Raw genomic sequence first — 19,710 nt, forward strand, 5'->3', positions numbered from 1 at the left:
GAACGATCATGAAAATCAAGGTTAAGTGCATCGAGACCGGCGCCGAGTCGGAATTCGACACCGACGGCTTCCACATTTCTGTGCAGATGACCCTGGGCGACCTGGCGAATATCAAGTCGCTGCCCGAGACCGAAGATGGCCGAAGCCTCGACGGCAACGACCATCGCACCTACGCATGCGTGCGGCCGGTTGACGACGAGAATCCCGACGAACTCTTTGCATGGGCGAAGCGGTAATGACCGCCTGTACGGTCTTCGACCGTGTCAGTCACCGCATCACCCACCGGGAATACACCGACGAGGGCTTCCTCAAGGTGCCTGGCCGGGTGGCGCGCACCGGAATTCAGGAATACCTGGCCAGCGAGCTTGGCCTCGATGGCGACCCGAACCGCATCGTTCGCGTGTACCGACCAGAAGGTGAGGTGTTCAACGACTCGTCGCTGAGTACGTATGACGGCGCAACAGTCACCAATGACCACCCCAAGGACTTGGTGACCGCGAAGAACTACAAGGCCGTGACTGTCGGTGAGGTGCGCGGCGCCGGTCGTCGCGACGGCGACTTCGTTGTCTGCGATCTGATCATCAAGGATCAGAAGACTATCGACGACATCAACGCCGGAAAGTGCGAACTGTCCGCCGGTTACACCGCTGAATACGTCCACGGCCCCGGCACCACTGCTGACGGCCAGGACTACGAGTACACCCAGCGCAACATCATCATCAACCACCAAGCGGTGGTTACCAAAGCGAGGGCCGGCGGCATCGCTCGCGTCTTCGACCACACCTCAGGAGGCAACACAATGCCTGTACTTATCACCACCGATAGCGGGCGCAGCGTTGATGTTGCTGATCCTGCGAACGCCCAAGTGGTCGCCGACTCGTTCGACCGATTGCTGAAGCGTGCCACCGATGCGGAAACTAAGGCTGATAAGGCCCAGGCGACCGCTGACAAGGCTACCGAAGACCTGGCCGAAGCTCGCAAGGCTTCGAGCGACGAGGCGATCAATGCTCGCGTCGTGCTGATCGGCAATACCCAGGCCATGGCACGCAAGGTTGCCGGCGACGGTTTCACCTGCGACAGCCTCGACGTGATCGAGATCAAGCGCGCAGCGCTGGCTGTTGCCCTGCCTAAGCGTGATTGGTCGGACAAGTCCGCCGGCTACGTTGAAGCCGCCTTCGACGCCGAATCCGACAAGGAGGATGACGAAGAAGACGACAAGGACGAGAACGGCAACAAGAAGCCGAAGATGCCAACCGGTGACACCGCCGCGATGTTCGCCCAGTTCATGCAGCTGGCGAAGGACGGTGCAACCAATGCAGCGACCACCGACGCCGCACCGACCCCGTACCAGGCGCACAAGAAAAGCTTGTCGTCCGCCCACAAACAGAAAGGAGCCTAACCATGCCAGTTCAAGGTGGTAACGCAATCAACCACGGCGTCGCGTACGCGGGCATGGTCGCTGATGGCGAAGTGTCCAACGGCGTCTCCAAGGTCAACAAGGGCACCGTCAACATCGCGTACGGCCTCGGCGTAGTAACCGATGGTGACGACGGAGCCAAGCTGCCGGTAGCCGCTTCGACCGCCGCCCAGTTCATCGGCGTTGTGCGCCGCGAGCTGAACCGTGCCTACACCCAGGCTGATGTCTTCGGGGCCGTCGCCAAGCGCGACATGACCGTCGAGACCATGGCGCCAATCTGGGTTACTGCTCGCGTAGCAGTCGCCAAAGATGATCCGGTCTACCTGGTAGTCGGGGACGGCACCGGCGCCAACCAGGGCCAGTTCTCTAACGTTGTCGGCGCTGCCGCCACTCTGGCAGTCCTGATCCCGAACGCCAAATGGGTCAGCTCCGCCGGCGCCGGCGCACTGGCAAAAATCTCTCTCAAGGTCGGGGGCTAATCGACATGACCCAGCTTAAAAAAATCGTCGTAGCCATCGATGCCGCTATCGCGCAACAGATCGGCCGTGACGCTCACCAAGTGACCTTCATCGACGGTCTGCCGACCATTGACGACGGTTTGGCGTTCTACATCAGCCAGCTGGCCAGCCTGGAATCTCGTATTTACGAGGCTAAGTACGCCGCGATCAACTACATGGAGCTGATCCCTGTAGACACCTCTCTACCGGAGTGGGTGGATCAGTGGGACTACATCAGCTACGACGGCGTGACGATCGGCAAATTCATCGGCGCCAACGCCGACGACCTGCCTGACGTTGCCATTAACGCCAACAAGTCGGCCGTGCCGATTGGCTACGCCGGCAACAAGTACGGCTACAGCCTGGACGAGCTGCGCAAGTCTCAGGCGCTGCGCATCCCTCTGGACACCACCAAGGCCAAACTGGCGTTCCGTGGCGCCCAGGAGCACACCCAGCGCGTGGCTTACTTCGGTGACGCTGCTCGAAACATGACCGGCCTGTTCAACAACCCAAACCTGGCGCTGTCGAACTCCACGCTGAACTGGTATGACCCGGCAACCACAGGTGACCAGATCGTCGCCGACCTGAACAAGATCCTGGTTGACGTCTACATCAACTCGGCCACGGTTCACGTTCCAGACACGATCATCCTGGATGCTACCCGCTTCGCGTTCATCTCGAATAAGCGGATGGGCACCATCACCGACAAGACGATCCTGGAATACTTCCGCACCAACAACCAGTTCACTGCGCTGACCGGTCGCCCGATCAACATTTTCAGCCGCCTGCAACTGTCCGCTGCACAGCTGGCCGCCGCCGGCGTGTCCAACGGCAACAAAGACCGCATCGTCGCTTACGAGCTGAACGACGAGAACCTGGGCATGCAGGTACCGATCCCATGGCGCTCCCTGGCGCCGCAGATGGTGAACCTGAAGGTCAACGTGCCGTGCGAGTACAAGATCAGCGGTGTTGAATTCCGCTATCCGTTCTCTGGCGCATACCGCGACCAGTTCTAACCAGCCGATCCATGGCCGCCTCCGCTATGCCCGGGGCGGCGGCCAATGATTCCGGGCGAGGATTCGACATGTTCCTGAAGAACGAAGCAGCACGACTGATCACCATAAACCACCTGGTGGATGGCACTGAGACCAGCTACCCAATCCTGCCGGGTGAAAACCCAGCAGTCGAAGTGCCGGACGCTGTGGCCAAGATTGATTTCGTGAAGGCCCTGCTGCAAAACGGCGATCTGCGCCGCGTTGGCGCGGACGAACTGGAAGCCGACGAGAGCGACGACGAAGACCTGGTAGCCCAGGCCGAAGCACTCGGCGTAAAGGTCAACAAGACCTGGGGCGAAAATCGCCTGCGCGAAGAAATCGCCAAGGCGCAAGCCGCTCAGTAACACCCGGGCGCCTGGCGCCCACTCATTCATAGTCGGAGAGCCCATGTTAATCACCCCCGAGATGATTGCGGCTTTCCGCAGCAATCCCGTGCTGAAGGCGTTCGAAGATCCCGTGAAGTGGCCCGACGAGTACATCGTTGAGGCCCTTTGCGAGGCTGGTACCGAGACCGGCTCAAGCCGGTGGGGCGCCCTGGAACTGACCTGCGACAACTTCAAGTGGCGCGGCATGCAGTACTACGCCGCTCACTGGCTGGCAACCAACTTTGCCACGCTCGGCGCCAACGGCACGCCAAACTCTGAGGCCCGTCTCAACGTGGCCCAGAAGTCGGTCGGTGATGAATCGATCGCCTACCGCGTGCCGCAGATGATGGACGCGGGCACCGACTGGCTGACCTACACCAACTACGGCCAGCAGTTCTACAGGCTCAAGAAGCGCGCCGGGATGGGTGCCAAGGCGGTTTAGATGATCGACTTAACAGTTCACGGCTTTCAGGAGCTGCAGGACGAACTGGCAAAGGAGCTGAACGCTCTCAAGTCGAATAAAGTCGTCCTGATTGGCATCCATGAAGAGGCCGGCAATGTCGAGTCGGAAGACCTGACTATGGCCAGCCTCGGTGCGATCAACGAATTCGGCGCGAACATCAAACATCCGGGCGGTACCTCATACGGGTATGCCAGCAAGGCGGCCGCTGACCGTGACGAGGTCCGATTCCTTAAAGCAGGGAAGGGCTACATGGAGCTGGGCAAGACCCCGGCGCATGAAATCAAGATCCCGGCGCGCCCATGGCTTGAGCCAGGTGTTGCAAAGGCCACGCCCGAGGTGCTGCTCACCATTCAGGACGGCATGGAGGCTGGCCTATCGATGGATCAGATCCTGGAGATGGTCGGCCTCGTGGCGGCGGGCGCGGTGAAGGTCTACATGACCGAGCTCAAGACCCCGCCGAACGCGGCATCAACGATCCGCAAGAAGAAAAGCTCAAACCCGCTCATTGATACCGGCGCGCTGCGCCAGGCAGTCACGCACAAAGTTTCTGTCGGTCCTGCATCGGAGGGTCTTGAATGAGCCTGAATATGGAGGGCCAGATCGATGGCGTGTTCGAGAGCGTCGAGGCATCTCGCACGGTTGACACTGGCGGCGCGTGGGTAGACGGCATATGGACGCCGGGCACGCCCAGCACATCGCCTTACATCGTGAACATCCAGCCTGCAAGTGACAGGGAAGTCGATTTCCTGCGCCAGGGCGGCGAGCGGATCACCGACGCGCGCCGGATCTACATCAACCAGGGCGACATGCAGCTGATCGACCAGACCGGCACCTGGACGTTCTTGGGACAGCAGTGGAAGGCCGTCAAGGTAGACAACCGCTACTGGCGGAACTACTGCAAGGTCATTGTCATGCGAATTGACGATCAGTCAGGTGGCCCAGCATGACCAACGAAGAATTGTTCAAGAAACTGCGACCGATAGTGATGCTCGCGACCGGCGTGCCTGAGTGCCTGCTGGCTGATCAGATCGGCCCAGGCAGCATGCCTGCACCACAAGGGGCCTACGCAACGATCACGCCACGGCAGTCCGTCAGCGAGCGCGGGCAGGCCAATATCGTTTCGCGCGATATCCCTGGCAACCAGGTAGAGGTCGATGTGCGAGCGCAGATCATGTGCTCGGCGAGCATCAACTTCTATCGCGGCGAGGCCCTGATGTACGCCGAGCGCCTGAAGCAGGCCAACAAGCGCCCCGACGTGAGCATGATGCTGTTCAAGTCCAAGATCGGCTGGAACAGCACCGACGCCGTCAACAACCTTACCAGCCTGCAGTCGGCCAACTTCGAGCAGCGGGCGCAGATCACCATCCGCCTGATGTACGAAACCAGCAGCCTGCCGGTTGTGAACAACATCCTGAGCGTAGAAGTTGCGCTTCAGAACGAGAAGGCACGGGTGCTTGACACCTTTACCGTGGAATTCGACCCCACATAACCCATTGGAGCTAGCACAGTGAGCTATCCAGCTACCAACATCATCCGGATTAATGCCCGGATCAGCCCGGCCGGCCTGGGCAATGCGAACTTTGCCAGCGCCATGCTGTTCGCTCCGCAACTCGAGCTGCCGGTTGGCTTCGCGCCGGACACGTACCGGACGTACTTCACACTGGTCGCGCTGTCTGAAGACTTCGCCGACACCACCGAAACCTACAAGGCGGCCCAGCGCTGGCTTGGCGGAACGCCCGCTACTCGCGAACTGAAGGTGTATGGCGTGGCCACCGCCGATGCGACCCGCGCGGCGACCCTGAACAAGGCGCGCAACCTGCTCTGGTGGTACTGGACCATGTGGACGGCGCCAATCCTTGCTGTCAAAGCTGATGTGCTGGCTATCGCTCAATGGTGCGAAGACAACACCAGCATGTTCATCGACAACCAGACCGGCGCATCGGCAGCCGAGATCCGCGACCCTGCCGACACCGATGATATCGCCACTCAGCTTACAACCGCTGGCTTTCGTCACGTCTATACCGCAGCGCATGCCACTGATCCGTACTCCGGTTCAGCACTGGCCAAGCACTTCGCCGCGGTTAATTACAGCGCTGATAACTCAACCATCACTGGTGAGTTCAAGAAGTCCCCGGGCGTGCCGGCAGAGTCTCTCACTGGCACTGCTTACACCTCGATGCAAAACGACAAGAAGAAGGCCGTCTTCTACACAGTGGTGGACAACCAGGGCTCTACCGATTCCGGCCGATGGATCAACACCGTCACGCACAGCACCTATGGCGAGTTCATCGACGATGTAGTCAACCTGGACGCGTACATCAATGGGCTCACCACCGCTCTGTACAACGCTGATGCCAATCAGCCAACCAAGCTGAAGCAGACGCCAGTGGGTGAAGCAGTGCTGATCGGCGCCGCAAGAGCCTTCTCGCAGGGTTACATCGGTAACGGTTATCTCGGGCCGCGAAACTACATCGATCCGGACGACGGCCTCGAAAAATACACGTCAGGCTTCGAAATTCTTACCAAGCCTGAGGAAATACTCGATCTGTCTGATGCAGACCGGAGCGCCCGCAAAGCTGCCCCTTTAAGAATTCGCCTGTTCCGCGCCGGCGCCATCCATGTGGTTGACGTTGATCTTGACGTTTATTAATAGGTGATCTGAATGTCCCTGAATAATTTCTCCAACGACCTGACAGTCGTCACCATCAATGGCCGGCAGATCCAAGACTGGGGCGAAACTGCTACCCCGTACACGGATGCGCCGATTGATCCGCGCAGCCAGCTGCGCCGGGGGCAGGGCGGGAACGCCGTCCGCCTCGACCGCCAAAACCCTGGCCGCGAGGTGAACGTCTACCTCAACCCGGGCTCGTCCGACTCAGCATACGTGCAGGGCCTGCTCAACTCGAACGCGAACATCACGCTGACCTTCACCCAGATCGGCACGCTGGAAACGGCGCTGGGCTCGGAAGGCGTGATCGTGAACGACGGCCAGCGCGGTCGGGCCGGCTCAACCATCACGGACGACCAGTTCACGATGCAGTTCAACATTTGGGAAGCGACAAGGGGCTGATAGATGAGCGTGAAACCATTCACCATTGGCGGAGTGCAGTACAACGCCGCTATGGCCAGCGCTGTCGATCAAGACCGCCTCATGTCCCTGCTGTCCGGCGCCGTGCTGGAGCGATTCCATGTTGCGGCACGGGAGGGCATCGACGTAGACGACGGTGTTCTGAGCTCGATGTTCATGTCGATGCGCCAGGATGTGAAGGCCCAGGTCGTGCAGATCCTCATGACTCGGGTATTCATCAACGGGACCGAGCGCGCCATCACCGTCGCCGACTTCGGCGGCAAGATGGTGCAGTACAACCAGCTGCTGGCCGAGCTGCTGCGCTGGAACCTCTCCGATTTTTTCGACTGGCTGCCAAGCGGCGAAAAAGGCGCTCGGCAGCCGGGCGCGGAAAGCGCAGTGCAGTAAATTGGTTCCTGATGCGCCCCTGTGTCGGGATCGTTGGCGTTTGCCCGCCGCTATGCACCTGGGCGCAACTTGAAGACGGAACCCATTCCCTAGCCAGCGTCGAGCGCTTTAACCAAGCCATGGACGAACTGTGGGATCAATACGAGGCTGCGAAGAATGGCAACTAAGGTTCTGAAGTCATTCCTGATCGGCATTGGTTGGGACACCAAAGCCCTGGAGGAGGGCGACAAGAAGATAAATGCCAGCCTGGGCAGCATAAAATCTAAGACGTTGGGTGTTTCGGCGGCCTTGGTTGGAGCATTTGGGTTTGCGGCGAGTGCCGTTGTGGGCGTGTCTGATCGTGTCGATAAGCTTGCAATGTCTACGCAGAACCTCCGCACCTCCATGAATACGGTGTACAGCTTCGGCAGCGCAGTGAAGCTGATGGGGGGCGAGGCGTCCGATGCGCTGGACACCATCAAGGGATTTGAAGAAATACAGAACAACCTGCGTCTCAAAGGTGAGGCTGGACCAATCAATGATCTGGCTATGGCCGGGATCGATGTGAGTTCGCTTTATGAGACGAACACGGGTGAGGAATTCATGCGCGCACTGTCGGGCATGATTCCAAAGCTGAACGAGGGCCAGCGGTCGGTCGTACAAAGCTCGCTTGGCTTGTCCGATGGGGTTTTTCGCTCCCTGGCTGGCGGCGTCGAAAATCTTGACGCAACCATGAAGCGCGCGAGTTCGATGACCGGCAGCGTTGACCAGCTTACTGAGAACGCGAGAAAGCTTGCCGATAGCTCGGCCTCGTTTGGTTTGATCATCGAGGGCGTCAAGAACGAGCTATCAGAGAAGTTTCTGCCAAGCCTCATCGGCGCGACTGAGGGGGTTAACAACTTCCTCAAGGAATACCGGCCGGAGATCAGCAAGGGCATTGATGCCCTGGCGGAAAACCCACAGGCAACGGCTGGTATCGGAATCGGCGCTGCAGCGACGGTCGCTGGTGCCGGGATTTCCAAGATCGGGTTGAGCGGCATAGGCGGCGCGCTGAAAGGTGCTGGTCAGATCGGCATGGCAATCAGCCTTGCCGACCTCATGACGCCTTACATTGACCCTATGTTCGACAAGCTCTTCGGCGTTGATCGGGCCGCCCCGGAAGTTTATTCGGGTCAGATTCAGCGCTCTCAGGAGGATATCGACTACCTGGATCATCGGGACCGGTCAGCAACTGACAGCATGCCGCCTACTAGTGGAACAACGCCGGACGAAGACCGCCAAGCATCGGCCGAAGCGCTTGCCGGTGTTCTGGCGCGCACGCCGATCAACGTGAAAAACCAGTTAGGCATCACGCTGGAGCTGGACGGACAGGCCCTCGAAACCAAGATCAACCAGGTCAACGAGCGCCAAAACTACGAAACGCTAGGCGACCTGAAGACCACAACGGAGCGATAGCCGTGAGCATTATCAACATCTTCACGCGCAAGGCCCCGACCATTGCTGGCTACTCGTTCGATGCGGTTCTGGAAGACACGTTCGAGGCGACGGTAACGATCACCTCTATCCCTATTGAATCGGGCGTGAGGATTTCAGACCATCGCATCCTGAACCCCTTCAAGTGGACCATGACCGGCGCAATCAGCAACAACCCGGTCAAGGTTCAGCTGACGGACTTCCTCGGCGGCGCGCTTTCCAATCTGACAGACAACCCCATCGTATCCACGGTGGCCGGGCTTTCAGCTGGATGGCTGGCAGGGAGCGACGAGACGCGCGCCAGTACAACTCTCGACTTCCTGATCTGGCTGATGAAGTCGTACGACCCGTTCGACATCGACGCCGGCGACATCCTGTTGAAGAACATGGCTATCACGCGCCTGTCCAGGACCAAAGAGCCCAGGAACGAGGGTGGCCTGGAGTTCATCGTGGAGATGCAGGAGATCATCGATCTGGACCGCATACAGCGGGACTACCAGTGCACGCCTGACCAGTTGCGCGACGGAGACCCGTCAAAGTCGGCGCTGACCCGCGCCATCAACCGCGGACAGGCAATCGCCAAAGAAGCATCCGACAGCGTTTCAAAGTCGGTAAATGGAATCCTTGACGGAGTCGTCTGATGTACACCATCCCGCTACGCGCCGGTGCCGCCAACGCTCACCAGCGTTTTGGCGTACAGCTCGGTGACAACCTGATCGACTTTGAAATTGACTTCATCTCCTACCTGGATGCGCCGGCCTGGTCCATGAACCTCCTGCGTGACGGCAGCCGCATCGTGGCCGGTGCAATGCTCGAGCCCGGCAGCGACATCATCCAGAGTTACCGTTCCGGTATCGGGCAGATGGTTTTCACCGGCAAAGACGTGACCCTCAATAACCTTGGCATAGATAACTTCCTCGTCTGGATACCTCCACTGGTGGAAACATGAGAGAGCGTGTTTGGTCGATTGACGTGAACGGCCAGCCCTACATTGGTCTGCAGTCCGGCCGCCGGCAGTTCCGCATCCAGTTCAACATCGATATCTCCCCAGGTGACGCGCTGTCGTTCGCCGACATCCGCCTCTACAACATGAACAAGGGGTCCGCGATCGCTCAGCGGTCAAGCATCGTGCTGCGCGCTGGGTACGACGACAACGTCGACGCTATATTCACCGGCTTTGTGACCAACACCTTGCGGGAGAGGGAGCCAGGCGCGCCGGAGATCATTACCAGGCTTATCTGCCGGTCAGGGCAGCCGGCGGTTGACCGAGCATCTGCCCAGCTGTCGTTCGGCATTGGCACCAGGGTGGAGGAAGTGATCCGCGCCCTGGCCGCCGCATGGCCGCTTCCGATCGATATCGACAACGCTCAGTTCGCCGACGCGAAGCCGCTATCGTCTGGGCTGGTGGTGGACGGGGATATCCCGCAAGCCATGACTGACCTGGCATACGCCTACAAATTCGAATGGATGCAGGACCGCGGGCGGATTGTCGTCACGAAGCCGAACATGCCGCGCACCACAACTACGGTGAGGGTGGACCAGTTCAGCGGAATGATCGGCATCCCAGAGGTCTCCAGGGGGCCTGACGGTCTCGGCGTGTTTGTGGCGGTGCAACTCAACCCTGCGCTGCGCATCAACGGCAAGATCGACGTAGAGAGCGAGTTCGCTACGTTCAACACCGGCAACCTCTTCGTGTCCGAACTGAGCGGTGACGCCAGCGCCAACGGCGAGTACAACATTTTCGCCATGAAGCACTCCGGTGATTCCCACAGTGACCTTTGGAGAACCGAGATCGATGGCCTGCGCGCTGGCACCACGCCGGCGGCTACCGAGACCGCAACGCCGCAAAACGGGAAACTGATCTGGGGCGCCAGGGTAGACCAAGCCTTCCGGGTCAAGGTGCGCGAGATATGCGACCGACTGGCCTTCGACCCAAACTGGCTCATGGCAGTGATGGGGTTCGAGACGGGCTACACCTTCAGCCCAGCCGCCAGAAACCCAGGCAGTACCGCAACCGGGCTCATCCAGTTCCTGGAGGCGTCGGCGCGCGGGGTCGGCACATCCACCGCCCAGCTTGCCCGAATGACCGCAGTTCGCCAGCTCGACTACGTGGAGGCGTACTACAAGCCTTACGCGGGCCGTATCCGAAATCTCGGCGATGCGTACCTGGCAGTCCTTTGGCCTGCGGCAGTGGGGCGCCCGGATTCGTATGTGATGTGGGAGCGTGACAGTGGCCCATATCAGCGCGAGTACGCCGCCAACTCAGGCCTAGACGTGAATCGCAACGGGGTTATCACCCGTGGCGAGGCAGTCGCATCCGTCAACACGTCCTACATGCGCGGGCAGCAGTTCGTGCGATGACCATTTAACCAGGCCCGCCCCACGGGTTCACTGAATCCGAGGTAGGCATGCTTGAGTCAGAAGGCCGCGCAAAGCAGGCGAAGCTGATCCGCGATTCTTTCCGGGAGATCCTGAAGGGTGTATGCACATCGCTGCCGGGTCACGTGTTGACATTCGACCCGGTCAAGCAGCTCGCCCAGGTGCAGCCCGGTATAGCTCGCGTCGACATCAACGGCGCAGAGTTCACCATCCCACCGATCATCGAGGTGCCAGTCTACTTCCCCGGTGGTGACTACTGCGTCGAGTACCAGATCGACTCAGGCTGTGAGGGCGACATCCTGTTCTCCCAGCGCTGCATTGATGGTTGGGTGCAGAGCGGCGGGGTGGCGGCCAACCCGATCGGGCGGTTCCACAACATGCAGGACGCCATGTTCCTGCCGGGGTTCAGATCGCAACCCAATGTGTTGCCCGAGTTCCAGAACAACGGCGTGCGCATGCGCAACCGGGCCGGCACACAGTTCGTGTGGCTGAAGAATGACAACAGCATCTCCATGGATAACGGGGTTGCTCGGTTCAACGTTCTTGCCGACGGCACAGCCCTGATGCAAAACGGCGCCGGCAGCTTCCAGTTGCAGGCCGACGGCACGTTCCTGATCAACGGGCTGAAGATCACTCCAGCCGGTGACGTCATTACGGCCACTGGCATATCGCTAAACACGCACAGAACCAAAGGCGTCACGCGTGGCAACCAGATTTCGGATGAGCCAATCATATGACCGTACGCAGACTGGACGACGAAACGGGCGACATCGTGACCCGTGGGCAGCAATTCATTGCCGGCCAGTCCGAGGTTGCCCAGACAGTGCTAACCCGGCTCCGGCTATTCCTGGGCGAGTACTTCCGGGACATCACCGACGGCACGCCGTGGTACGAGCAGATCCTGGGCAAGTTCACCAGCCTCTCGACGGCTGAGGCCGCACTCAGGGCGCGAATCGCCAATACGCCCGGCGTGATTCGGCTCACCAGCTTCTCCGCTGACTTCAATATCGAAAACCGCAAATACAGCGTAACCGCTGGGATCCTCACCGAGTTCGGCCTGGAAGAGGTAACACTGAATGGCTAGCCTGACTTCGACCGGCTACGTGCTACAGACGCAAAACGACTGGTTCGCCCAGGAGCGGCAGTTCTACCTGGACATCGACCCGCTGTGGAACCTTGACCCCTCGACGCCTGACGGCCTGAAGATGGCGCACGACTCCGAGATCTTCTATGCGCTCGACGAGACGCTGCAGCAGGCCTACAACTCGAAAGATCCGAACAAGGCCAAGGGCAACGATCTCGACATCATTTGCTCGCTGACCGGCACCATCCGTTCCGGCGGGTCTCGATCCAGCGTGCAACTGACAATCACCGCCACCCCTGGCACGCCAATCCAGGCAGGAAACCGCTTTGAATCGGTAACCACCGGCAGTCGCTGGGCGACCGACCAGGCTGTGACTGCTGACTCCCTTGGATCGGCGACCGTCAACGCGACGTGCACAGTCGTCGGACCTACCCAGGCAGACGCGGGAACTATCACCCGCATCGTGGACGTGGTTGCCGGTTTGGCCAGCGTTACAAACGCCGCGCCCGCAACACCAGGTACTGACGGTCAGCGCGACGAACAGCTGCGCGTGACCCAAGCTACGGCAGTTGGCAAGCCAGGTAACAATCAGATCGACTCCATGATCGGTGAGCTGTTCGGCGTGGACGGCGTGCGCAGGGTAAAGGTGTACGAAAATGACACCAATTCAGCAGCCGTGACTGCCGACAATCCATACGGACTTCCACCCAAGTCAATCGCAGCCGTCGTAGATGGTGGTACTGACGACGATGTCGCAATGGCGATCTATCTGAAGAAGAACCCGGGCGCGCGGCTCTACCAGGCTGGCACTCCGTTTCAGGTTGAGGTCACTTCACCGAGGTATCCAACCAACAAGAAGCTAATTCGCGCCAGCCGCCCAATTTACGTAGACATGCTGCCCGTTATCCATGTCGTCAACGACGGCTCACTTCCACCGAACGCCGACCAGCTTATAAAGGAGGCGATGATGGAATACGCCGCCGGCGACCTGATCCCGGCGGATGTCGGCTTCAAGATCGACGGATTCGACATCGGTGAGACGGTGCCATTCAGCACCATCTTCACCCCAGTCAATAAGGTCATCGGCTCGTACGGTGACAGCTACGTTGACTTGCCTTCATCCAGCCTCAACGGCGGCCAGACCAACGTCGCCATCGCTTACAACCAGATGTCCAGGTGGACGGAGAGCAACATCACCGTAGTGATCACGTGATGAACATCCCAGACCGAATTTACGCGCAGTACCGCGACAAGCCGAAGGCCGTGGCCTGGTACGCAATAGCGAGAGCTCTTGGCGGCAGCATCGAGGCAGCAGCCCAGGCTGTGCGCAAGAGCTACGACATCGATACCGCTGTTGGCGAACAACTTAACGTTATCGGCAGGATCGTCGTGGCGCCGCGCAGCTTCGTTGGTTCCATACCAATGAATCCAGGCCTTTTCGACCTTACAGACGGCGATGAGTTTGGTGACGATGAGGCAATGTTCAGTGCCCTGACGATTGATCAGGATGGGCAGCTTTCAGACGAGCTTTACCGCCTGGTCATCAAGGCCAAGATCGTCAAGAACAATGGCGACGCCACCATAGAAAACATCCTCGACGGCATGAACTTCCTACTCCCAAGGGCGGATGTTCTGCGCGTAACTGACGGCGAGGACATGTCGTTCAGCATCGAGTTTTACGGGCAAATCACCAACCTTGAACGGTTCGCCTTGCTCAATGCCGGGCTGGTGCCAAAGCCGCAAGCAGTGAAATTTAACGGATTCCTTGAGGGGTTCGAAATGGTCGAGTTCGGCGATATGGACGCTGAATTTGGTGACGAAGACGCAGAATTTGCAGGATATATAGGGGCTTAACATGTCGCTGAAGCTTAATGAGCGCTACCCGGGCAGATACAACAATCCGTCGGCCGACTACCCGCAGGGCTCGTTCAAAAATAGAACAGCACCCGGCGCGAAAGATGGCTCTTACTTGGAACAGGATTGGGCAAACGACAAGGAAGGTTTTTTTCAGTCACTCCTTTCGTTGGCAGGGATAACCCCCAATGGATCGGTAGATAAGGTTGGAGCGTCCCAGTTTTTCGATGCTCTTCTAAAACTGAAGCAAAACCAGGCCGGTACCGCTTTCCCCACGACAGGCCCCTCGGCCGCACTGGTGCTCACACCGTCCCCGGCGATTTCGGCCTATTCGGCTGGTCAGCGGTTTCGCGTGAAGTTCAATCGCGCCAGCACCGGGACTGACACCATCAATATTTCAGGGGCTGGTGCAAAATCCCTCAAACAGTACAACGCGGTCGGCGCTAAAGTTGCTGCCATATTCGCGATCGACCAGCTTGCTGATATCGAGTATGACGGTACCGATGCTGTGCTTCTGGATCAGCTCCCAGTGGCAAACTCGAATTTGGTGGGGGTTCGCGGAGCAGCGCTTAATCTTCGAGTTTCAGCATCGGGAACCAACTCAATAATCAACATCACTGCTGATGAACTTGAGGTCGAGTCCGATACTGGTCAATACATGACGCTGCGCAACGTTTCCTGCACTGCATCTTTTGCGGTGGCGGGAGCAGGTGGTCTAGCAGTGGGAGCAGCGAATAGTCAGGCTGCCTCAACTCTTTACTACATTCACGTCATCTGGAACGGCACATCCCCGACCGGATGGATTACTACGGACGCAAGCCCAGCGACCAGCTTACCCGCGGGGTACACCCATCGAGCCCGCGTTTCCCGAGACTTTACGGATGCTACGGGTAGTAGATTCCCGCTCAGCTACTTGCAGAAAGGCCGCGCTGGGCAATACGTGGTTGGTGGAAACCTTGCTGGTCTGCCGAAGCTTATCTCCGGCACCTCAGGAAACCCAAGTACTCCGACTTGGACATCGGTGCCATTAGCACCATTCTTGGCGCCAACTGATGCTGTAATTTACTTGGGGGCTTACAACGCAGGCGCCGCAACCGCGGTAATTGTCGCGCCCAGCGCAAGCTACGGTGCCGTGAATTCCTCTACAAACTTGCCGATGTGCAACATAAGCAATGCATCCTCCAATTCAAACCTGAATAACTCGCTAGTCCGGATAATTCCTGAAAGTGCCAATGTCTATTATGCATCTAATGCAACAATCAGCAGCCTCAGCGCCTTCGGATGGGAAGACAGCATATGAACGACGAAGTTGAAATGTCGGATGGTGGTGACGCTCTGCCTGCCGAGATATTCCTTGGATGGGCGGTCTGGTACTGGTTTAACCAGGACGGCTCGCGTTTCGGCGTCAAGGCGTGGGTAAACCTCACTTCTATGGAGCAACTGGTTGACGGCGCTGTGTTTCGGCCCGCAGCAGACGGTCCTCCCGGCGATCCTGTTTCTCCTCCCCCTACTGCAGCTGACATTCTCGCCGGACAAAGTGCAGTTCTGGCCGGCCTTACACAGGAGTGTAGCGCCCAAAAAGTCGCGCTTACTGCTCGAATCTCAACGCTACAGGACGCTATCGATGCAAAGGATGATCCGGACGCGGAAGAGTTCTGGGCTACTCCGGAGGAAGAGGCTGAGCTGCCAGTGCGTAAAACCCAGCTGACGAAATGGAAACAGTACGGGATCTTGTTGGGGCGCGTTACCGGTCAGGTCGGCTGGCCGAAAGATGCGGTTTGGCCTGCTAAACCGTCTGGTGGGATGGATCTAAGCTTCTCCGTCTCAGAGCCAACCTAAATTTCAGCCCTGTTTCAATATTATCGCTTGGAGAAAGCCATGCCGATCACCGAGCAGCAGTTGCTGCAGATCCTCCCGAACGCCGGCCGCCAAGCCGGCGTTTTTGTTCCTGGGTTGAATGCGGCGATGTCCAGGTATGGAATCGTCACCAGGCTGCGTATTGCTGCATTTATCGCCCAGGTTGGTCACGAGTCAGGTCAATTGAGGTACGTGCGGGAAATCTGGGGGCCGACCGCACAACAGGCCGGTTACGAGGGCCGTTCAGACCTGGGCAACTCTATGCCTGGAGACGGCTACAAGTACCGGGGCCGTGGCCTGATCCAAATCACCGGACGGGCAAACCATGCGGCGTGTGGTGAAGCGCTTGGCCTGGACCTGGTCAATCAACCCGCCCTGCTAGAACAGCCAACGCACGCCGCGATGTCGGCGGCCTGGTTCTGGTCCACCCGCGGATTGAACACCCTGGCAGATCAGGGGCAGTTCGTGAAGATAACCAGGCGCATCAATGGCGGGCTCACCGGTCAGGACGACCGCGAGGCGCTTTACGAAGAGGCGCTGAAGGCCTTGTCATGATTCCTATAGGGTAAAAAGCCAACCCTTACATATCCGAGCTTTTGATAGGTCTGTTCACTGGATGCTCATGGGAGGGATTCGCCTTCCAGTATGGCGGCGTGGGCAGTCATGCCAGCTCCATCAGATTGGGATATGGTAGGCACCATCAAGCTCTTCAATTGATTGAAAGCACGTTGGCTAAGCTGAGGTTCTTTGAATGGCACTTTCGCCTATCACCAGGCATCTCTATTTAGGCGGCAAAGCTCTACCCAATCAACCCAATCAGCTTGGACATTTTCATCCGTGTAGCTTTTTCCTGTCCGAGAAAGGCCGGGATCTGTATATTTTTCCGCTCGGTGCTTTTCGAAGGACTCACGAAAGCATTCGGCATCATCCCCAATAGGCGCAACAATATTTTTTAGCCGTGCAAACATTTTAGCTCTCCAGTCCGTTGGCGTTCAGATAAACAGGGTTGGCATTATACGCTTATAGCGCTTGAGAATCTGGCCAAATTAGGTTGATGGGGTCGGATCCATAAACTTTCGCAGCTCCATCAGCAGACGCTGATTCTCGTGAAAAAGGTAATCGCGCTGTCCGGTAATCAGATCGATGGGGCGAAAGCTCAAGTTATCTGGAGCCTGATCGTTCAAGGCCGATATGCGCTCAAGGGCTTGCTTAAGTGCCGCCTCTACTGACGCCTTGCCGGTGGCGAGTAGGTCATTCATCTGCACTAGGCCGGCTATATTGGCCCGCGCCTTGCGCAGCATGGCCTCGGTTTGGATCAGCTCGTCCTCGAGTAGCGCGCACTGGTGCTGATACATTTCCAGGGGCGTAGGGCAGCCAAGCCACGCGGAGGTGTCTTCGTCGATGTCGTTCATCTTTGGTAAACTCAAGTACTGTATGCGCATACAGTAATCGAGGTGTGGCGGATTTGGGAGTGGTGTTCGTCGGCAGGACGCCGGGGAGGGCGCTGTGCCCCTCATGAATTAATCGTGATGAGGTCCGCCCACTCCTGCATCATCGGCCTACGCTGCTCCAGGTAGGAGGCGTGGTTGTAAACATCACGGATAATGCTGGCGTCTGCATGCGCGAGTTGTCGCTCTATCCAGTCGCGATTATATCCCCTGTGGTTCATCTCGGTAGAGAACAGGTGCCTGAATCCATGCGGCGACTGTATTCCCGTGAGCCCACAGGAATCCATGACGTTGTTGGCGTAGTTGGTCCCGATCGGTGCGGTGGTGCTGTTGCGGTTGATGAACACGTACCGTTTGTCGCCGGTAATGGGGAGCATGCTCTCGAGTATTGCGATGGCCTGTGTCGATAGCGGGACTGTGTGATCCCTCCGCATCTTCATTTTCGCGGCAGGCGTGGTCCATATTGCTGCGTCCAGATCGATTTCCGACCATTCGGCGTGTCGGACCTCACCCGGACGAGAAGCGGTGTAGATCATCAACATCAGCGCGGCTTTCAGCTGTTGGCCTGAGGCGCAGTCGCGGATCGCCCCCATAATCCTGGGCATTTCGCTGAACGGAAGGAATGGGTGCGGCTTGTGCTGGCCCATCTTCTCGGTCACGGCATGCATCTCGGCGGTGGGATTCGCCTCAATGACGCCGGTAGCGATGGCATAGCTGAACACCTGGCTCATGCGCTGACGGACCTTCACGGCAGTGGCTACCGATCCCCGCTTTTCCACCCGGCGAATCAGCGCAATGACATCGGCGCGCTTGATAGCGTCGATCTGCCGATCGCCAAGCGTAGGTAGAACATCCAGCGCCATGGCATTGCTGATCACCCTGTAGGTGCCCGGCGAAATGCTCCCCTTCCTGAACGCCATCCATTCGTCATAGACGCGACGGAAGGTTTGGCCGCCTGCCGCGATCATCCCGGCTTTCTTTTCCCTTCTTGAATCGCGCGGATCTACTCCATTCGCGATGTCCTCTCGCGCCTCGTCTCTGCGTGCGCGCGCTTCCTTAAGGCCTGTCTCCGGGTAAGTCCCGATCGAGATGCGCACCTGCTTTCCAAGCCATGTAAATCGAAAATGCCAACTCTTAACGCCGCTTTGCGCTACGTAGAGTGAAAGGCCAAGAGAGTCGGGGAGGGTGTATCCCTTTTCCCTGGGCTTTGCCTGCTTGGCTGCTGTGTCCGTGAGTGCCACTAGTACATTGCTCCGTGCGTTGAATTTTTGATGTACTGGATAATGTACTAACTATTTTGCATTGGGAAGGCATTGAGTGGTACGCGGTGATACGCCTAACGTTATGACTTGCGGGCGCTCATGGAGATAATGATTCGAGGTGGTTCTTGGTGGGAGGCAACCGTGGAATTCTTGAAGATTTCCACAGTGTTTTCAGCTCGGTCGGTGTCTGGCAGGCGGCGAGTTTAACAGCTTGATCCCTTGGCGCGCATACCGTCCCTCGCTGTATAGGTATCTACACGACTCGGGGTATGGCGCTGGACCTGTGTTGAGGGAGCTTGCTCCCGCCGGCTGCCTGACAGCCGAGCGCCATCTAACGGTTAGGCTGCGATCCAAATGTGGGAGGGGGCTTGCCCCCGATAGCGGTGTGTCAGTCGATTCATCAGGTGACTGATTCAGCGCCATCGTGGCCTCGGTATCTACACGACTCGGGGTATGGCGCTGGACCTGTGGCGAGGGAGCTTGCTCCCGCTGGCGGCCTGACAGCTGACCGCCATCTAACTGTTACCCCGCGATCCAAATGTGGGAGGGGACTTGCCCTCGATAGCGGTGTGTCAGTCGATTCATCAGGTGACTGATTCAGCGCCATCGAGGCATCGGTATCTACACCACTCTGGCTATGGCGCTGGACCTGTGGCGAGGGAGCTTGCTCCCGCTGACGGCCTGACAGCCGAGCGCCATCTAACGGTTAGGCTGCGATCCAAATGTGGGAGGGGGCTTGCCCCCGATAGCGGTGTGTCAGTCGATTCATCAGGTGACTGATTCAGCGCCATCGAGGCATCGGTATCTACACAATTCTGGGTATGGCGCAGGACCTGTGGCGAGGGAGCTTGCTCCCGTGGCGGCCTGACAGCTGACCTGGATGTTGGATCAGACAGGGTACATATCCGTTATTTAGGTAACGGCGGCTTATGGTTCCGCTCTTACAGCGGGTCACTTTTGGAAGAGCGCCAAAAGTAACCAAAAACGCTTCGCCCCAACACTCGGCACCTCGCCTAGGCTCGGTGTGCCCTCACTCCGGCTTGAATCCGTGGGCCGCCGCCACGCGCCATCCATGGCGCGGGGCGGCTAACCCGGCGTCCTG

General features: G+C 58.5%; 27 protein-coding genes. 24 read left to right on the forward strand and 3 right to left on the reverse strand.

The features are described from left to right. Positions 1-8: 8 nt before the first annotated feature. From AC3ZU9_RS17375 to AC3ZU9_RS17490, 24 genes are all read left to right on the forward strand, one after another. On the forward strand, positions 9-236 hold the full coding sequence (locus AC3ZU9_RS17375; RefSeq protein ID WP_490091068.1) for a hypothetical protein: 228 nt from the start codon (positions 9-11) through the stop codon (positions 234-236). Beyond that, entirely contained in the window at positions 221-1,399 is a 1,179-nt protein-coding gene (locus AC3ZU9_RS17380; RefSeq protein ID WP_490091069.1) for a DUF2213 domain-containing protein, read from the forward strand. Before AC3ZU9_RS17375 ends, AC3ZU9_RS17380 begins: the two co-directional genes overlap by 16 nt. Positions 1,400-1,401: 2 nt before the next feature. Beyond that, positions 1,402-1,896 carry a structural cement protein Gp24 gene (locus AC3ZU9_RS17385; RefSeq protein WP_490091070.1) on the forward strand — a complete coding sequence of 165 codons (495 nt, stop codon included), beginning with the start codon at positions 1,402-1,404 and terminating at the stop codon, positions 1,894-1,896. A gap of 5 nt (positions 1,897-1,901) precedes the next feature. Then, complete coding sequence (locus AC3ZU9_RS17390; protein WP_490091071.1) at positions 1,902-2,930, forward strand: DUF2184 domain-containing protein; 1,029 nt, start codon at positions 1,902-1,904, stop codon at positions 2,928-2,930. Between the two features lie 68 nt (positions 2,931-2,998). Continuing rightward, positions 2,999-3,313: a hypothetical protein gene (locus tag AC3ZU9_RS17395; protein ID WP_490091072.1), complete on the forward strand. Its 315-nt coding sequence runs from the start codon at positions 2,999-3,001 to the stop codon at positions 3,311-3,313. A gap of 43 nt (positions 3,314-3,356) precedes the next feature. Further along, positions 3,357-3,776: a DUF4054 domain-containing protein gene (locus tag AC3ZU9_RS17400; RefSeq protein ID WP_490091073.1), complete on the forward strand. Its 420-nt coding sequence runs from the start codon at positions 3,357-3,359 to the stop codon at positions 3,774-3,776. Continuing rightward, on the forward strand, positions 3,777-4,376 hold the full coding sequence (locus AC3ZU9_RS17405) for a hypothetical protein (protein WP_490091074.1): 600 nt from the start codon (positions 3,777-3,779) through the stop codon (positions 4,374-4,376). It begins immediately after the preceding gene. Further along, entirely contained in the window at positions 4,373-4,744 is a 372-nt protein-coding gene (locus tag AC3ZU9_RS17410) for a hypothetical protein (protein WP_490091075.1), read from the forward strand. Before AC3ZU9_RS17405 ends, AC3ZU9_RS17410 begins: the two co-directional genes overlap by 4 nt. Continuing rightward, positions 4,741-5,286 carry a phage neck terminator protein gene (locus AC3ZU9_RS17415; RefSeq protein ID WP_490091076.1) on the forward strand — a complete coding sequence of 182 codons (546 nt, stop codon included), beginning with the start codon at positions 4,741-4,743 and terminating at the stop codon, positions 5,284-5,286. Before AC3ZU9_RS17410 ends, AC3ZU9_RS17415 begins: the two co-directional genes overlap by 4 nt. Positions 5,287-5,304: 18 nt before the next feature. After that, positions 5,305-6,447, forward strand: a complete 1,143-nt coding sequence (locus tag AC3ZU9_RS17420; RefSeq protein ID WP_210694236.1) for a DUF3383 family protein — start codon at positions 5,305-5,307, stop codon at positions 6,445-6,447. Between the two features lie 12 nt (positions 6,448-6,459). After that, entirely contained in the window at positions 6,460-6,867 is a 408-nt protein-coding gene (locus AC3ZU9_RS17425) for a hypothetical protein (protein ID WP_490091077.1), read from the forward strand. Between the two features lie 3 nt (positions 6,868-6,870). Continuing rightward, a complete protein-coding gene (locus AC3ZU9_RS17430) occupies positions 6,871-7,272 on the forward strand; it encodes a hypothetical protein (RefSeq protein WP_490091078.1) in 402 nt (133 codons plus the stop codon). Between the two features lie 11 nt (positions 7,273-7,283). Next, positions 7,284-7,439, forward strand: coding sequence for a DUF6889 family protein (locus AC3ZU9_RS17435; protein WP_490091079.1), 156 nt, complete (start codon positions 7,284-7,286; stop codon positions 7,437-7,439). Continuing rightward, a complete protein-coding gene (locus AC3ZU9_RS17440; protein WP_490091080.1) occupies positions 7,429-8,706 on the forward strand; it encodes a hypothetical protein in 1,278 nt (425 codons plus the stop codon). The genes AC3ZU9_RS17435 and AC3ZU9_RS17440 overlap by 11 nt, the downstream gene beginning before the upstream one ends. Before the next feature lie 2 nt (positions 8,707-8,708). After that, complete coding sequence (locus AC3ZU9_RS17445) at positions 8,709-9,365, forward strand: phage baseplate protein (RefSeq protein ID WP_102642878.1); 657 nt, start codon at positions 8,709-8,711, stop codon at positions 9,363-9,365. Continuing rightward, the gene (locus AC3ZU9_RS17450; protein WP_490091081.1) at positions 9,365-9,673 is read left to right on the forward strand and encodes a phage baseplate plug family protein; all 309 of its coding nucleotides are present in this window, start codon (positions 9,365-9,367) and stop codon (positions 9,671-9,673) included. The genes AC3ZU9_RS17445 and AC3ZU9_RS17450 overlap by 1 nt, the downstream gene beginning before the upstream one ends. Continuing rightward, positions 9,670-11,085, forward strand: coding sequence for a baseplate hub protein (locus tag AC3ZU9_RS17455; RefSeq protein WP_490091082.1), 1,416 nt, complete (start codon positions 9,670-9,672; stop codon positions 11,083-11,085). Before AC3ZU9_RS17450 ends, AC3ZU9_RS17455 begins: the two co-directional genes overlap by 4 nt. A 47-nt stretch (positions 11,086-11,132) precedes the next feature. Further along, complete coding sequence (locus AC3ZU9_RS17460; RefSeq protein ID WP_490091083.1) at positions 11,133-11,840, forward strand: Gp138 family membrane-puncturing spike protein; 708 nt, start codon at positions 11,133-11,135, stop codon at positions 11,838-11,840. Continuing rightward, complete coding sequence (locus tag AC3ZU9_RS17465) at positions 11,837-12,187, forward strand: contractile injection system sheath initiator (protein WP_210482362.1); 351 nt, start codon at positions 11,837-11,839, stop codon at positions 12,185-12,187. The genes AC3ZU9_RS17460 and AC3ZU9_RS17465 overlap by 4 nt, the downstream gene beginning before the upstream one ends. Next, the gene (locus tag AC3ZU9_RS17470; protein WP_490091084.1) at positions 12,180-13,400 is read left to right on the forward strand and encodes a baseplate J/gp47 family protein; all 1,221 of its coding nucleotides are present in this window, start codon (positions 12,180-12,182) and stop codon (positions 13,398-13,400) included. The genes AC3ZU9_RS17465 and AC3ZU9_RS17470 overlap by 8 nt, the downstream gene beginning before the upstream one ends. Further along, entirely contained in the window at positions 13,400-14,041 is a 642-nt protein-coding gene (locus tag AC3ZU9_RS17475) for a baseplate wedge 1 family protein (protein WP_490091085.1), read from the forward strand. Before AC3ZU9_RS17470 ends, AC3ZU9_RS17475 begins: the two co-directional genes overlap by 1 nt. A 1-nt stretch (position 14,042) precedes the next feature. Then, the gene (locus tag AC3ZU9_RS17480) at positions 14,043-15,341 is read left to right on the forward strand and encodes a hypothetical protein (protein WP_490091086.1); all 1,299 of its coding nucleotides are present in this window, start codon (positions 14,043-14,045) and stop codon (positions 15,339-15,341) included. Continuing rightward, the gene (locus AC3ZU9_RS17485; RefSeq protein WP_490091087.1) at positions 15,338-15,880 is read left to right on the forward strand and encodes a tail fiber assembly protein; all 543 of its coding nucleotides are present in this window, start codon (positions 15,338-15,340) and stop codon (positions 15,878-15,880) included. Before AC3ZU9_RS17480 ends, AC3ZU9_RS17485 begins: the two co-directional genes overlap by 4 nt. A gap of 39 nt (positions 15,881-15,919) precedes the next feature. Next, the gene (locus AC3ZU9_RS17490; protein ID WP_490091088.1) at positions 15,920-16,453 is read left to right on the forward strand and encodes a glycoside hydrolase family 19 protein; all 534 of its coding nucleotides are present in this window, start codon (positions 15,920-15,922) and stop codon (positions 16,451-16,453) included. A gap of 212 nt (positions 16,454-16,665) precedes the next feature. On the opposite strand, the gene AC3ZU9_RS17495 is transcribed toward AC3ZU9_RS17490, so the two are convergent. From AC3ZU9_RS17495 to AC3ZU9_RS17505, 3 genes are all read right to left on the reverse strand, one after another. Further along, positions 16,666-16,866: a hypothetical protein gene (locus AC3ZU9_RS17495; protein WP_490091089.1), complete on the reverse strand. Its 201-nt coding sequence runs from the start codon at positions 16,864-16,866 to the stop codon at positions 16,666-16,668. A 78-nt stretch (positions 16,867-16,944) separates the two neighbouring features. After that, positions 16,945-17,310, reverse strand: a complete 366-nt coding sequence (locus tag AC3ZU9_RS17500; protein WP_490091090.1) for a hypothetical protein — start codon at positions 17,308-17,310, stop codon at positions 16,945-16,947. A gap of 101 nt (positions 17,311-17,411) precedes the next feature. Further along, the gene (locus AC3ZU9_RS17505) at positions 17,412-18,587 is read right to left on the reverse strand and encodes a tyrosine-type recombinase/integrase (RefSeq protein ID WP_490091091.1); all 1,176 of its coding nucleotides are present in this window, start codon (positions 18,585-18,587) and stop codon (positions 17,412-17,414) included. Positions 18,588-19,710: the final 1,123 nt, after the last annotated feature.

The sequence above is a fragment of the Pseudomonas sp. A39 genome, assembly GCF_058145955.1.